Below are 12,163 nucleotides of genomic sequence, written 5' to 3' on the forward strand. Positions count from 1 at the left end.
TAAATAAAGTCATCTTGTATCATCTCAATTATGAGACAAGTAACTTATTGTTAATGTTAAATTAAATTTCTTATTCTAAATTAATACAGGTATTTTAAATATACTTTATAATAAAGAAATTTTTAATTTCAACCAATAACAATACAGATGGTTAATTAAATAAGGGATATATAAATATTTATTTTATTGGCATGAATATATTTTAAATATATAGGTAAAATAGCCTTTAATGCTAAATTAATAAACTTACCAACAGTTTATTCTTTTTATTTTCTGTTATAATAAACAGGCTTTCTCTAAATTACATGAAAAAAGGAGTGAGTTGTGAAAACAAACAGAGTCGCAAGACGTATTTTAGGTTTACCTTATAATTTAAGTCGGTCTAAAAAGAAAGTGCGTTTTTCCATTATTGCCTCTACAAACGCTGAAAATGTACCTGCTGAGTTAAAAAACACAGCTAAAGTCTGTTTAAAACAGGATCTCAGAAAGAAAGCAGAGCATAAACGTATCTATATGAAGTTAACAGATGCTTATCCAGAATATCTTGTAAGCAATTAATATAGTCATATGCCAACGCTATTTAATAAATATTTTTGTATTTAGTTTTTATAATTAAAATATTAAAAATAGCATATCCCTTACATTACGTAAGGGATATTAGTTTTCTAGGCTAGTTTATTTTCCCACTATTTATAAAGCTCTTTTCTTATATTTATAAGTGCAACTTCTGCGATTGAAGGCTCAATTTCATCAGGCAATGTGCTTAATTGAAATGCATTCTCAATATTCTTGATAAGCGTTTTACTACGCTCTAATAATTCATCATAACTAAACTGACCGGCTTTAATTGCTAATAATTCATCTCTATTATCACACCATACTTTCACTTTCCCTTCTTGTGCGATCCCTAATGCAATATAGAGCAATCTAAAGGTATGCATCATATTTTTACTATCGTAACTTCGCCCATGATCGATATTTTGTTGATAACGAACATCATTACGTTGCTCAACCCACTGCCAATATTCATGATATTGCTTGCGATATGCACTATAACCTTCTTTATTAAAACTAAGGTAACCCTCTAGTTTTGCTGTTTTAGAAATACTGCTTAGCAATACATCATTAGCATTTTCTTTTTTTATTATTCCTTGATAAGTCGCTTTATCATCATAATAAATTGCATAAATATCTTGAGCATGAGCGAGTTTTGTTAATCCAATATGCTTTTGTTTCCAAGATCGATTTTCTAACCAAGTATTGATTAATATTGTTTTCCCGTCTTCAATTACATAACAAAAGTCGAGAATAGTTTTTAATTTTTTTTCGACTGGATTTACTATTTTTTTGTTTAACCCTTGAGCTTTCTTGATCTGACCTTGTGCATAGTGCACAAATGTTTGGACACAAGCTTTAGATAAAAACCATTCTGGTTTTATTAATGATATTAAAGGGTGTCGATAAATAACCACATGTTCAGGTGAGTTAAGTAGTTCTAAAATATTAGGATTAGATGCACACAATAGTTCTATAAATCGCCCAAGTTCATAATAAACGATATCATTGGTTTCATTACTGACTTGCGGCGTGTATTCCAACCCATAAAAAAGATCTTTAGGGAGATAGAATACCCCCTTAATATCTGTATCTGATGTTTCCGTCGCAAGATTATGTGAACGACTTCCAGCGATACTCTCAAATAAAAGGTAAGGTTTTATATCTTCAATAGTCAGTTTCATCTAATTTCTTCCTAAACCAATTATTTAAAATATCATTATCTGGTACTGTTCTTTTTGCTAATTGAACATTTGTCTCTTGCCATAAAAAAATCACTAAATGTTGCATCACACCCGTTGGAATCCAAGTAAAATGCTCATCTTTATCTGATTTAAATTTTACTAGCTCTTTGATGACTTTTTGTTCTTCAACGGTTAAGATTTTTATCAGCTTATCCAGCTCCATAGGCGGAATGTCACCCGTTTTTACTGTCCAATAAGCGGATAAAAGAGAACGTAATAGATAGAACCATTTTTTCAATTTTATTGGCTCTACACTAATCTCATTCTTTGAGTTATTTTCAGGAAAATATCCACTCACAACTTTAGCAATTCCTCGATAATGATGAACAATCACTTTGGGTTGATAAAAGAGTTTTGCGAGCTCAAACAACTCCTTTTGAACATTAGGATATTCTTGATAAATTATCGGTGATTGAAGCCACTCTAATAATATACAGTTCGATTTACGTAATAAATGCAGTGCTTTGGTAATATCCCAAGCGCCAACATCAAACCAACTGTTTTCTATCCATTCAAAGGTTTCTTTAGGTTTATCGATAGAAAGATACGCATTGCGAGGGCGTATAAAAATACCTCTCACATCATAATCACTATCTGTTGAGGCAAATCCCCAAGCTCGGCTACCACTTTCTGCAACATAAAGTAATTTAACTTGATGCTCTTGCTCTATTTGCGGTAATTTTTTTAATATCTCACTATGCATGATGTCCTTATCTCCTTATTGTTATTTTTTCATTAATTTACTTCTTAACACTAATATTCTATGGTTATAACACAGACATAAGCCAATACAAACTTAGTCAAATTCTTATTTGATCCATGTGTAATTAGGTGGTTTATAAACTAAAATGATCAGCTCACAACAAGCACAAGATATCGTTCTTAATCACTGTCATTCATCACCTTGTGGTGAGAGATTTGCTATTTATTCTTGTGAGTTATCGCCTAAACAAGATTTTTGGATAATTCGTTGTAACTCTGAGCGTTATGTTATTTATAATCAACTAGAGCATTGTTATGTTGGTGTAAATGCCTATTTAGTGGATACCTTGACAGGTAGAATTGATATCATTGCCAGTGGAGAAAGTGTCGAGGATTTTCTGCAAGATATTTATGATACCCAAACTGCTGGCAGTCAGTTTTATCTTCTTCGCCCTACTTTTTCTAAAGAAAACAAAATTGTATTACTTAATTTAAAACAATGGCTAGGATGTGGATATACCGACACTATTAAATTACTTACCATTAATAGAAATTGGTTTACTGGTAAACGCCGTCATTTACAACATATACAGATATTATTAAATAAGAGAGATATTAAGACAGAGATTGTTTTAGTAGATAAAATTAAAGGTATAAGTATTGATAGTAGTATGTGGTTTGAAGAGGATATTAGAAAAGAATTAAGGAAGATTATTTTAGTTTGATGGTTTAATTATATTTATAATAAATAGTATGCTTGTATCCTGCTAAAAAATGTATTTTTACTTTTTCTAGTATTTTTTCATGTGGAAATTTACTGTAATATTCAACCAAATAGTCTTGGTTAAATATTATGAAAAAGAAAGAATTAAAAGCAATTAAAGGATTAAGTGAGGAGAACACAGAATTTCTTACATGTATTATTCTTCACATGTTAATTCCTTTGTTACCTCTTTTCTTGGAAACATGGAAAATGCAAGGATATCCATCAGACGCCACTCTGACTATTACAGCTTCAATGTACTCGATATCTATTGGCTTATCTTCTAGAAATAAAGCTATTTTTTCCCTGTGCTTTTTTATTAGTATACTTTTTTCTATGGCCTTTGGTTTTATTCTTAGTAATACAACAGAGACTTTACCTTTAGTAAAAATAAGTTCAATTACTACTATTGTCCTAATATTCTGCATTCATACTTGTGAACGCTATAACAAACATGTTGTTGAATGTATGCCTTATTGGAACTTTAATAATGGGAGTTCACGTTAATGAATTTAATCACCATTCTTCCTGCTATACTAAGTTTATTAGGTACTGCAATTGCCTTTTACGCGATGTTGCAATCTACAAAGAAATTACATTCTCGTTTAAAGATAGAACGAAAACTTACATATAAATTAGCACAAGAACTTAAAAGTAGAAATATCAATTTAGATATTATTGATTTAAATAATCTTATTATTAAAAATAGTAATGAGGATAATATTCTTTCATTAAGGCAACAAATTGATGATGCAATACACGTTGTTTTGCAAAATTTTGTTGAGTCAGAGCAAGCGTTAATAAAAAAATCATTGGAACAACCTTCAGAACAAGGTCAGATTCATTATCTTAAAAAGTTATTGAGTAATTCATGTCGAGTCAGAATGATTAAGTGTACCTCGTCTTGATTTTTTATTAATACAGGTTTGTATATTGATAAATATATAACTACTTCACCATAGTGATTACTAACTTTAAAATTGTACAATTGCGTACAAAAAAGCCACCAGTAACTTACTGATGGCTATTGGTTTTTTAACCTTTATCAACTATTGCTGATAAACGTTATTTTATTCCCACTCAATTATATTCTGGTAATTTAACTCACTGATAAATATAAATTATATTTAAATTAGATATCACAAACACCGTCACCGATACCGTCATTATGAAATCTGTCTACTTTTTCATCGGTAAGAATTGAGAAGTTTTTCCTTTGCTTCCAGCTCTGAAATACAAAGGTTGAGTGTTCTGGTGTTTTCATCTGCACGCTGAGCTTCACGCCCATATCGTTCAAGTGTTTCTCGTAGTTGTCGAGAAAGTTCACTGGCTTTGGCTTTCTCAACTCGGCAGGTATTGGTGTTATCGGTACTTGCAACTTCTGTTTGCGTGGTACTGGTTGAGAACTGCATCCTGTCAAAGTGATTAAGAACACGATCAAGCAAAGCATCTGTGCGTATCGTATCATGCTGTTGTGCGTCATGATATATCTCCAACCTATTCTGCTGTTCATTTTCTGCTTGTTTACGCAGTTCAATATTTGTGGCCACATCCTTTTCATCTAATTGATTACCTGCAATCTGTTTACTCATTGCTCGGTTATCAAAATAAATACCGCCAGCAACAAAGCCAGCGGTAAAGGAAACAGCCAAAGCAATTAACGCTATGACGGTTTTATTCATTAACGAACCCCATTGTGTTCTAATGAAAAATGATTACCGTCAGGGCGAGTTTTAAAACGTCCGCCCCAACTTCCACCTAATGACTCCCAATACACCCCCAGTTCTTTATAGTCGCTGGTGGCTATAAGGTATTTTCCGTTAGCATCAAATAGGTTGAAATCAACTGCTAAACGTTGAGTATGTAGACTGTTGCTAATACCTGACCCTTTCTTTGCATTTAATTTAGCTTGTTCTTCGGTACGATAAGCTTCACCAAACGTCAGCTTATACCCGTTCTGCTGAGCAAAGGTGATCAGCTTTGCAACCATACCTGTAAACGTATTCTGTTTATCGACTAATGACATATTCACCCCTTTATAAACTTGATGACATTGCCTTTACTGACTAGCAACGTTGTGCAGATCAGGATATTGGCAAAGATGTTGTAGATATCAGCGTGATAATTAGGATCGAAATAAGCACGAATAGGTACGCTTGAAGAGTAAGCAAGAATGAGGAAAGCTAACCATCCACCTTTTTTACAGTGTTGTCTGCCGTCACGTTTAAAATAGAACACACGTAGAAATATGACGGTACAGATGATGGCATTAACAATAGTGAGCAATGTTTCGCATTTCATTGTTGCCCTCCTTTCGGTATATCAGCCCTTCCGTATGCTTTTACGCTTAACTTAACCACAAGCAAAGCAGAAACAAAAGCACCTACGGCATCAATATGTTCGATTTCGTATTGCTCCGGTTTCACACCGAAAAGACCAGTAACAGAAATAAAGATAGTTGCTGCAGGACTAAAGAATATAAGACCACAAACGAAACTTAGAAAGGCTAATACCGATCTACGTTTAAAGCTATATTCAGTAGCAGCAGTGGTAAAGAAGATAGCTCCCAACAGTGAACCCATAACAACTTCTGCTGGAAGCCCTGCGAAGTAACCAAGAAAAGCAGTGGTGCCAATCCCAGTTTTTGTGTAGACATCTTCTTGCATGAGTGTAGTACCAGTGATTAATGAATAGTCATAATACTACATAACCAATAAGATAAACAAAAATGCAAAAAAAAGTTAATAAATTGAAGTTTACCCCATAATACATAAAAATCATGAATATATACTACTGACCTATTTTTACATTAGTGGTAAAATTGCATAAATATCAAATTAACCCTTAGATTACTATGCAAAAAAAGAAATTTAGAACAGATATCAATGGAATGAGAGCAATTGCTGTCCTACTAGTTATCTTATTTCACTTTGACAATTCACTAGCTCCTGCTGGTTTCATTGGCGTTGATATTTTCTTCGTTATATCTGGATATTTAATGACCTCTATTATTTTGACAGGTATTGAAAATAACAATTTTTCCATTATTAAATTCTATTCAGCACGATGTAAAAGAATAATTCCAGCATTAATGCTTTTAATATTTATATTAGTGTTTCTATCTTATTTTTTGATAGAACCAAATGATTATAAGAAAATAGGTATTCATGCTCGTGACTCATTATTATTCATATCAAATATTACATATTTCAATGAGTCTGGGTATTTTGATGTTGAATCGATGGAGAAATTCTTACTCCATACATGGTCATTATCTGTTGAGTGGCAATTTTATTTAATATATCCATTAATAATATTAGCAATCAGTAAGATAACGACATCAAGTAATACTAGAAAGTCTTTAGTGTTTCTTTTTTTTGTTTCACTAATATTGTCTTCAGTCATAACAAAAATAGATCCAAGCCAAGCATATTACATGATACACACAAGAGCATGGGAAATGATGGCTGGTGGATTAGCATTTGCATATCCTGTAACAAAGGTTTCAGAAAAGAATAAAAAAATATTATTCTTTTTATGCCTAATTATAATTATATTTGCTTCATATTTTTTTGATAGCAATACACCTTGGCCTAGTTTTTATGCATCAATTCCTGTAGTAGCAACAGCTATAATATTAGCTATAAATTATGAAAAAAACTTCATATTAAGTAATCCTATTTTTCAAAAAATTGGTTTATGGTCTTATTCTATTTATCTATTCCATTGGCCTTTACTTGTCATAACTAAAAAATTAAACTTAGAACTAAGTTTGATAATATACTTAACAATCACTTTTATCTTAGCTATTTCTTCATATTATTTGATAGAGAAAAGAAGACTAAAAATAGTATTTATTATTCCATTCTATATTATTATTCTTATTGCTTGCCAATATATTGCTAAAGATGGAGTAACACAAAGGATAGATAAAAAAACACAAGAGTATAGTAAGAATTATAATTTTTACTACAATCCTTGGATGCTATATCGAAAGCAACAAAACGAAGTAATGTCTTTTAATGATAATAAAAATGGGAAGGAATATATCCTTACTGGAGATAGCTTTGCATTCATGTATGTTAATGCCATGAAAGATTATGGTATTAAATTTAATGTATATGCGAATGAATCTTGTAATACATCAATGATAAACGGAACATACAAAGGTAGTGATAATTGCCTTAAGATGAAAGAGTTATTAGATGATAGGTTATCTAATAACAAAAGCTCTAATGTTATTATTTCCCAACGATGGGATCTGTATTTCAAAAATATGAATTCAGAGAAAATAGAAAATGAAATAAAGTTATTTATGGATACTTTAATATCTAAAAATCCCAACAATACATACTATATATTAGGTACTTATCATCAACCTAGTTACAATCCATACACTTGTTTATTAAACACTCAAACAATGAATGATAATTTTTTATCTAGACTACTTAATAAAAATCAATGCGATGAGAGAGAGATTAAAAGTAAAGATGAATTTAAAACAAGTGCTAACATTGACAAATTATTACTAAAAGCATCATTGAATTATAAAAACATACATTATATTTCAATGAGAGAGAGCCAGTGTAATGATAAAGATTGCATTATAATCGAAAATGGTAATCCTATTATTGTTAGGCCTCACTTAACAAAATTTGGTGCAGAAAAATTCACAAAAATAATAATGAACAACATATTAAGTACATCAAAATAATTTACATATAAAACAAACTCTTTATTTATATAACATAGATAAAGAGTTTAATTAAATAAAAGAGAACATTAATATGCTTTCACGTAATGGAACCAATAATATAAAAGCTATTGCTATAATCTTAGTTATGTTTGGTCATTTAGTAACAACAAAAAGAATTAGTGTTGATTTTGACTTAAGGATGTTTGCAACGTTTAGTGTTGGTGCTTTTCTTGTTCTTTCTGGATATGGATTAACTCTATCTTATATTAAGAATGGGCTAAGTGGATTTATAAAAAAAAGATTACTTACTGTGGTGTACCCTTTCATTGTTATAAATATAATTTTTTATTTCTATTTCTTTGGAAAAATAAATACTTTTGATTTGTTAAAAACAATATTATTTATAAATCCAAAATTAAATATAGACCCTACAATGTGGTATGTATATTTTATTTTAATTTGGTACGTAATTTTCTTTATTATTTTTTCTTTAAAAATTAATATTAAAATTAAAATAGCTTGTTTGTTTTTTACATCAGCATTGATCTATAACATACCAGTAAATAGTGACTTTAAGGCAATTACAACTCAATTTCCATTACATTCATTTAGTTTTTCTTTAGGAGCTTTTCTAGCTTTATTAAAATTTGATGATAAAAATAAAATTAATTTTATTTTGTTATTATCTATTGTTATGTTTTTATTTATGTATAAAAATATAATAACTCCCTATCTAGTGAAAAAACAATTCTTATGCTCGATTTTATTTTCATTATCATTATTTCTATTTTTTATTATTTTTGAAGTAAAAAGTAAAATACTTGCATTTATATCTTCTATTTCGTACGAATCATATTTGATTGAAGGAGTAACATATAAAATAAAGTTTCATAACAATGAGGTGGTGAATTTGTTTGTTTATTTTTTAGTGACATTCTTTCTAGCTTATATAATTTCAATACTAATAAAAAAATCAATAAAATCAATAAAATCAATAAAATCAATAAAATCAATAAAATCAATGAATTAAATCACACACAGAAATCTATGTGTGATTTATAATTTATAGCATTGCTATATAATTTATCTTAATTTCAATATCGGACTCCTGACTAATTGGGAGTCCGTCTATAGTCTTAGCTGTAAGCCTGAATTCATTAGCTCTTTTTATATCACAGTATGCTTTTACTTCTTTACCATAAATCATATCTACTGTAGTTATTATGATGTAATATGGCATTAATACTATTGGTGTTTTTATAAACACCTGTTCAGAAGAACTTCCTTTTTTTAAAACTAAAGAAGCCACTCCTGAAAATGAATAATCATATTTATTATTTTCTGACTTTATAACAATCTCTGTTGCATTTTTATTTGGAATCAATCCTGTAATTATTACAGAATCAGCTTGCTTACCTTTTGACGACTCTATCCAAATTGGCCGTTGACCAGCTTTCTTAATTTGTAGCCCGGTTAAGTTAATCCCCCACCACAAATCAAATGAATCACTCCGTATTTTAATTGCGTGTTCAGTATTTTCACATTCAATTATTGAATTACTAAAATTAATAGTCCCTCCAGATAAGACTTTTGAGTTTAGTTGTGATGATATTGAACCTAAATCAATAACTCCTCTATAATTTAAACTGGGTTTATTAATAGATTTAATATAGATATTAGAAAAACTGAAATCACAACCTGACATTTCTCTAAAACCAATCGTTGGCTCTGATATATTACGTCCATTAGGATCTCCAAGTGACTCAATTATAGAACCAGATTTAATTGAGTTATGATTCCCTCCAGCAGTAACCCCTTGTATTCTACCTTCATATGAGCAATATTCAGCATTACCATGCCAGTCTGCCGCCAACTTTGAGTCTTTGCTAGTAGACAGTATTTCACCAGAAATATCACAGAATCTATTTACAATACTACCCTCTTCATGATTACCTGAAATTGATACTCCATGTCTCTCCCCTGAAAATCGCCCTTTAAATGAAATACTTTGGCAATTAGCTATTCCTAAACCACTGTCCAAACCTAATGTTGCTTCACCAAAAATAACCTGAGAATTATTAATTCCATTACCATAGCAATTTACGCATCTACGTAATATAAATGATTGTGATGCTTGCTTTGTTTTTATTGATAAGCCTGAAAAATCAGAGTCATGTAATTGAATACATAATAAACCAACTGATTCTGGAGAATATGTATGCTCACCATCTAATTGAGGAAATTCAATAATAAAATCACCAGATATTTTTTTCTTTTCCATTTTTGGTTTAATTAACTTAGTTCCTGCAGGGTATGTATCAAATATTCCACCTGTCAGAATAATTCTAGAGGTGCCAACGTCAGCAATAGTAACAGCCTCACCTTGACGATAATAATATCGATGATTGGAATATGAGAAATCTCGTGGGTTCCATAAAAAAATCACATCTCCTATAAATAGATTTGATGCATCATTTATAGATAAGAATGTTTGCCCTTTTTTTATTTCTACAGATGCTGTATCTAACAAAATACGTTCACTATCACCAATAACAATAGCAGGTGTTGCTGTGTTCATTTTTATTTTCACAGTACCATCAGTCAAAAGCTCATCACATTGAATATTCAGAGTTTCATCTAACACATAACTACCACTAACAAACACCTTTTTCTCTGCTGGGAATTCCGCCCATTCTTTTAATGTATCAAAATCATCGCTGTATGCTATTTTGTCTAAACGTTCACCAACTAGATGATTTCGCCACTTGATATTATTTGCACCATTTCCTTTTAATAAATCCATTAACACATCAGAAGCCGATCCACTCTCAGGTAAAACTGTTATTGGCTGACCATTCTCATCAAACGCTAAAATTTTATTGGCGCGTTGTTCAGTGTTTGGTAACGCATTAATAGGCTTATCCTTTACCCTTAATGTCTTACTATCAATATCCTTAATACTGTTATCAACATAGTCTTTATTAACACTATCACTGCCGAACTTAGGTGACGCTAAATTAGCAATACGATTTCCTTTAGCATCATAGTAATTCGATAAATAAGTAGGTTTACGCAGACTCAACGAGAAAGTACCCAATGCTTTTTGAATTAACATCGTTAAATAATCAAAGGCATCTTCATGTACTTCAGCAAAGAATTTCCCCTGATTACGTAAGTCAGTTTCTTGTACAACGGGTAAATCACGTTCTAATAATATCTTCCAGCCTTGAGCTAAAGGTTTATTTAAAACCACCTTACCGCCATGATAGGAACCTGCACCGACAATAGTATAATCAGTACCATTCTTTAATGTTGTTTCATTGCCGTCACTGTCAGCAACCACAACAATCAAATGCTTGCCTTCAAAGATACGGAAACGAAAATCAAAATCCGTTGTTACGCCATTACCTACATACTCTTCATGGCTTAGTTCAGTAGATACCGTCATTGCTCATCTCCTCTGGTGTTGATGAGGATATGATACGTTTAACTACAAAATATATCCATATTTGCAATAATGGTTATCAAATAGAAAATTAAATTAACCATTTAGATGAACATTTTAATGCATTTACATTATTATAGTTTACGTAATTATTTTCATTAGTGAGGACTTTAGCCATGGAAAAGAAGTATAAATACCCTGCACCAGCTAACTATCCAGATGTAGTGAATACCGATGAAGGGATTGAAAAGTTAATTACAAAATCAAACCTTGAAGCACTTTTAACAAAGATGGGAAACGATGGTCATGATGTATCAGCTCCACTTGTAGAACTGATAGCAATGAGAAACTTTATAGTCCAGAAGATGAGAGGCAATAAAAATATAATACCGTTGGTGGAATGTATTTTAGCTGAATTAAAGAAATGAGAACAATGCACCGCTTAAGCGGTGCTATTTATATATTTCGTTAATAAAATCACTTTTTGATTCTTTGTATTTCTTACCGAAAAGACTTTTACAAGCATCGTCCATTACTAACTCTGCTTTTTTAAGCTTATCTTTGCAGTGAAAAAAGTATAAACAGAAACCTATTGTTGTAAAAACAAATAATATGGCTTCACCATGCCGAAAGATAAAACCCATAAACACACCAAAAACACAAACAATAAGAATATATTTTGCTGTATTATAACTAAGCATTGCATCATCATAATCTTTCTGTATTTTTAATAACTTATCTTTATTCCACATGGCGTT

The 12,163-nt window shown here is 30.8% G+C and carries 15 protein-coding genes; 7 read left to right on the plus strand and 8 right to left on the minus strand.

Going from position 1 to position 12,163, the window contains the following annotated elements; genetic code table 11:
• The first annotated feature begins 324 nt into the window (after window positions 1-324).
• Window positions 325-558 carry a stationary-phase-induced ribosome-associated protein gene (gene sra / locus ABN236_RS08795; RefSeq protein ID WP_088495326.1) on the plus strand — a complete coding sequence of 78 codons (234 nt, stop codon included), beginning with the start codon at window positions 325-327 and terminating at the stop codon, window positions 556-558.
• Between the two features lie 128 nt (window positions 559-686).
• Here the strand turns inward: sra and ABN236_RS08800 are convergent, their stop codons facing one another.
• Entirely contained in the window at window positions 687-1,739 is a 1,053-nt protein-coding gene (locus ABN236_RS08800) for a DNA polymerase beta superfamily protein (RefSeq protein ID WP_349473825.1), read from the minus strand.
• Window positions 1,723-2,502: a nucleotidyltransferase domain-containing protein gene (locus ABN236_RS08805; RefSeq protein WP_349473826.1), complete on the minus strand. Its 780-nt coding sequence runs from the start codon at window positions 2,500-2,502 to the stop codon at window positions 1,723-1,725. The genes ABN236_RS08800 and ABN236_RS08805 overlap by 17 nt, the downstream gene beginning before the upstream one ends.
• Before the next feature lie 145 nt (window positions 2,503-2,647).
• On the opposite strand from ABN236_RS08805, the gene ABN236_RS08810 reads away from it, so the two are divergent.
• The 3 genes from ABN236_RS08810 to ABN236_RS08820 all read left to right on the plus strand — a co-directional run bounded on the left by ABN236_RS08810 (window position 2,648) and on the right by ABN236_RS08820 (window position 4,172).
• The gene (locus ABN236_RS08810) at window positions 2,648-3,226 is read left to right on the plus strand and encodes a hypothetical protein (RefSeq protein ID WP_349473827.1); all 579 of its coding nucleotides are present in this window, start codon (window positions 2,648-2,650) and stop codon (window positions 3,224-3,226) included.
• Window positions 3,227-3,354: 128 nt separating this feature from the next.
• The gene (locus ABN236_RS08815; protein WP_349473828.1) at window positions 3,355-3,771 is read left to right on the plus strand and encodes a hypothetical protein; all 417 of its coding nucleotides are present in this window, start codon (window positions 3,355-3,357) and stop codon (window positions 3,769-3,771) included.
• Entirely contained in the window at window positions 3,771-4,172 is a 402-nt protein-coding gene (locus ABN236_RS08820; protein WP_088495321.1) for a hypothetical protein, read from the plus strand. Before ABN236_RS08815 ends, ABN236_RS08820 begins: the two co-directional genes overlap by 1 nt.
• 279 nt (window positions 4,173-4,451) lie before the next feature.
• Here the strand turns inward: ABN236_RS08820 and ABN236_RS08825 are convergent, their stop codons facing one another.
• The 4 genes from ABN236_RS08825 to ABN236_RS08840 are packed head-to-tail and all read right to left on the minus strand — an operon-like array spanning window position 4,452 to window position 5,930.
• Window positions 4,452-4,946 (minus strand): hypothetical protein, encoded by a 495-nt coding sequence (locus ABN236_RS08825; RefSeq protein WP_349473829.1) that lies wholly within the window; start codon window positions 4,944-4,946, stop codon window positions 4,452-4,454.
• Window positions 4,946-5,290, minus strand: coding sequence for a M15 family metallopeptidase (locus ABN236_RS08830; RefSeq protein WP_349473830.1), 345 nt, complete (start codon window positions 5,288-5,290; stop codon window positions 4,946-4,948). Before ABN236_RS08830 ends, ABN236_RS08825 begins: the two co-directional genes overlap by 1 nt.
• 2 nt (window positions 5,291-5,292) lie before the next feature.
• Window positions 5,293-5,565, minus strand: a complete 273-nt coding sequence (locus ABN236_RS08835; protein WP_004243326.1) for a phage holin family protein — start codon at window positions 5,563-5,565, stop codon at window positions 5,293-5,295.
• Window positions 5,562-5,930, minus strand: coding sequence for a putative holin (locus tag ABN236_RS08840; protein ID WP_349473831.1), 369 nt, complete (start codon window positions 5,928-5,930; stop codon window positions 5,562-5,564). The genes ABN236_RS08835 and ABN236_RS08840 overlap by 4 nt, the downstream gene beginning before the upstream one ends.
• Before the next feature lie 188 nt (window positions 5,931-6,118).
• On the opposite strand from ABN236_RS08840, the gene ABN236_RS08845 reads away from it, so the two are divergent.
• Both ABN236_RS08845 and ABN236_RS08850 read left to right on the plus strand, forming a co-directional pair.
• On the plus strand, window positions 6,119-7,978 hold the full coding sequence (locus ABN236_RS08845) for an acyltransferase family protein (RefSeq protein WP_349473832.1): 1,860 nt from the start codon (window positions 6,119-6,121) through the stop codon (window positions 7,976-7,978).
• 73 nt (window positions 7,979-8,051) lie between these two features.
• Window positions 8,052-8,990: an acyltransferase family protein gene (locus ABN236_RS08850; RefSeq protein WP_349473833.1), complete on the plus strand. Its 939-nt coding sequence runs from the start codon at window positions 8,052-8,054 to the stop codon at window positions 8,988-8,990.
• A 33-nt stretch (window positions 8,991-9,023) separates the two neighbouring features.
• Here the strand turns inward: ABN236_RS08850 and ABN236_RS08855 are convergent, their stop codons facing one another.
• Complete coding sequence (locus ABN236_RS08855) at window positions 9,024-11,408, minus strand: phage tailspike polysaccharide lyase family protein (RefSeq protein ID WP_349473834.1); 2,385 nt, start codon at window positions 11,406-11,408, stop codon at window positions 9,024-9,026.
• Between the two features lie 173 nt (window positions 11,409-11,581).
• On the opposite strand from ABN236_RS08855, the gene ABN236_RS08860 reads away from it, so the two are divergent.
• The gene (locus ABN236_RS08860) at window positions 11,582-11,833 is read left to right on the plus strand and encodes a hypothetical protein (protein ID WP_141060568.1); all 252 of its coding nucleotides are present in this window, start codon (window positions 11,582-11,584) and stop codon (window positions 11,831-11,833) included.
• Between the two features lie 24 nt (window positions 11,834-11,857).
• On the opposite strand, the gene ABN236_RS08865 is transcribed toward ABN236_RS08860, so the two are convergent.
• Window positions 11,858-12,157, minus strand: a complete 300-nt coding sequence (locus tag ABN236_RS08865; protein ID WP_349473835.1) for a hypothetical protein — start codon at window positions 12,155-12,157, stop codon at window positions 11,858-11,860.
• Window positions 12,158-12,163: the final 6 nt, after the last annotated feature.

This window comes from Proteus sp. fly-1013 (genome assembly GCF_040140245.1).
Lineage (GTDB): Bacteria > Pseudomonadota > Gammaproteobacteria > Enterobacterales > Enterobacteriaceae > Proteus > Proteus mirabilis_B.

What these genes read in the sequence shown, in the direction of transcription:
- ABN236_RS08830 (WP_349473830.1), bottom strand. Translation starts at nt 5,290, where the DNA reads ATGTCATTAGTCGATAAACAGAATACGTTTACAGGTATGGTTGCAAAG.
- ABN236_RS08825 (WP_349473829.1), bottom strand. Translation starts at nt 4,946, where the DNA reads ATGAATAAAACCGTCATAGCGTTAATTGCTTTGGCTGTTTCCTTTACC.
- ABN236_RS08805 (WP_349473826.1), bottom strand. Translation starts at nt 2,502, where the DNA reads ATGCATAGTGAGATATTAAAAAAATTACCGCAAATAGAGCAAGAGCAT.
- ABN236_RS08860 (WP_141060568.1), top strand. Translation starts at nt 11,582, where the DNA reads ATGGAAAAGAAGTATAAATACCCTGCACCAGCTAACTATCCAGATGTA.
- ABN236_RS08845 (WP_349473832.1), top strand. Translation starts at nt 6,119, where the DNA reads ATGCAAAAAAAGAAATTTAGAACAGATATCAATGGAATGAGAGCAATT.
- ABN236_RS08865 (WP_349473835.1), bottom strand. Translation starts at nt 12,157, where the DNA reads ATGTGGAATAAAGATAAGTTATTAAAAATACAGAAAGATTATGATGAT.
- ABN236_RS08820 (WP_088495321.1), top strand. Translation starts at nt 3,771, where the DNA reads ATGAATTTAATCACCATTCTTCCTGCTATACTAAGTTTATTAGGTACT.
- ABN236_RS08840 (WP_349473831.1), bottom strand. Translation starts at nt 5,930, where the DNA reads ATGCAAGAAGATGTCTACACAAAAACTGGGATTGGCACCACTGCTTTT.
- ABN236_RS08800 (WP_349473825.1), bottom strand. Translation starts at nt 1,739, where the DNA reads ATGAAACTGACTATTGAAGATATAAAACCTTACCTTTTATTTGAGAGT.
- ABN236_RS08855 (WP_349473834.1), bottom strand. Translation starts at nt 11,408, where the DNA reads ATGACGGTATCTACTGAACTAAGCCATGAAGAGTATGTAGGTAATGGC.
- ABN236_RS08850 (WP_349473833.1), top strand. Translation starts at nt 8,052, where the DNA reads ATGCTTTCACGTAATGGAACCAATAATATAAAAGCTATTGCTATAATC.
- ABN236_RS08810 (WP_349473827.1), top strand. Translation starts at nt 2,648, where the DNA reads ATGATCAGCTCACAACAAGCACAAGATATCGTTCTTAATCACTGTCAT.
- ABN236_RS08835 (WP_004243326.1), bottom strand. Translation starts at nt 5,565, where the DNA reads ATGAAATGCGAAACATTGCTCACTATTGTTAATGCCATCATCTGTACC.
- ABN236_RS08815 (WP_349473828.1), top strand. Translation starts at nt 3,355, where the DNA reads ATGAAAAAGAAAGAATTAAAAGCAATTAAAGGATTAAGTGAGGAGAAC.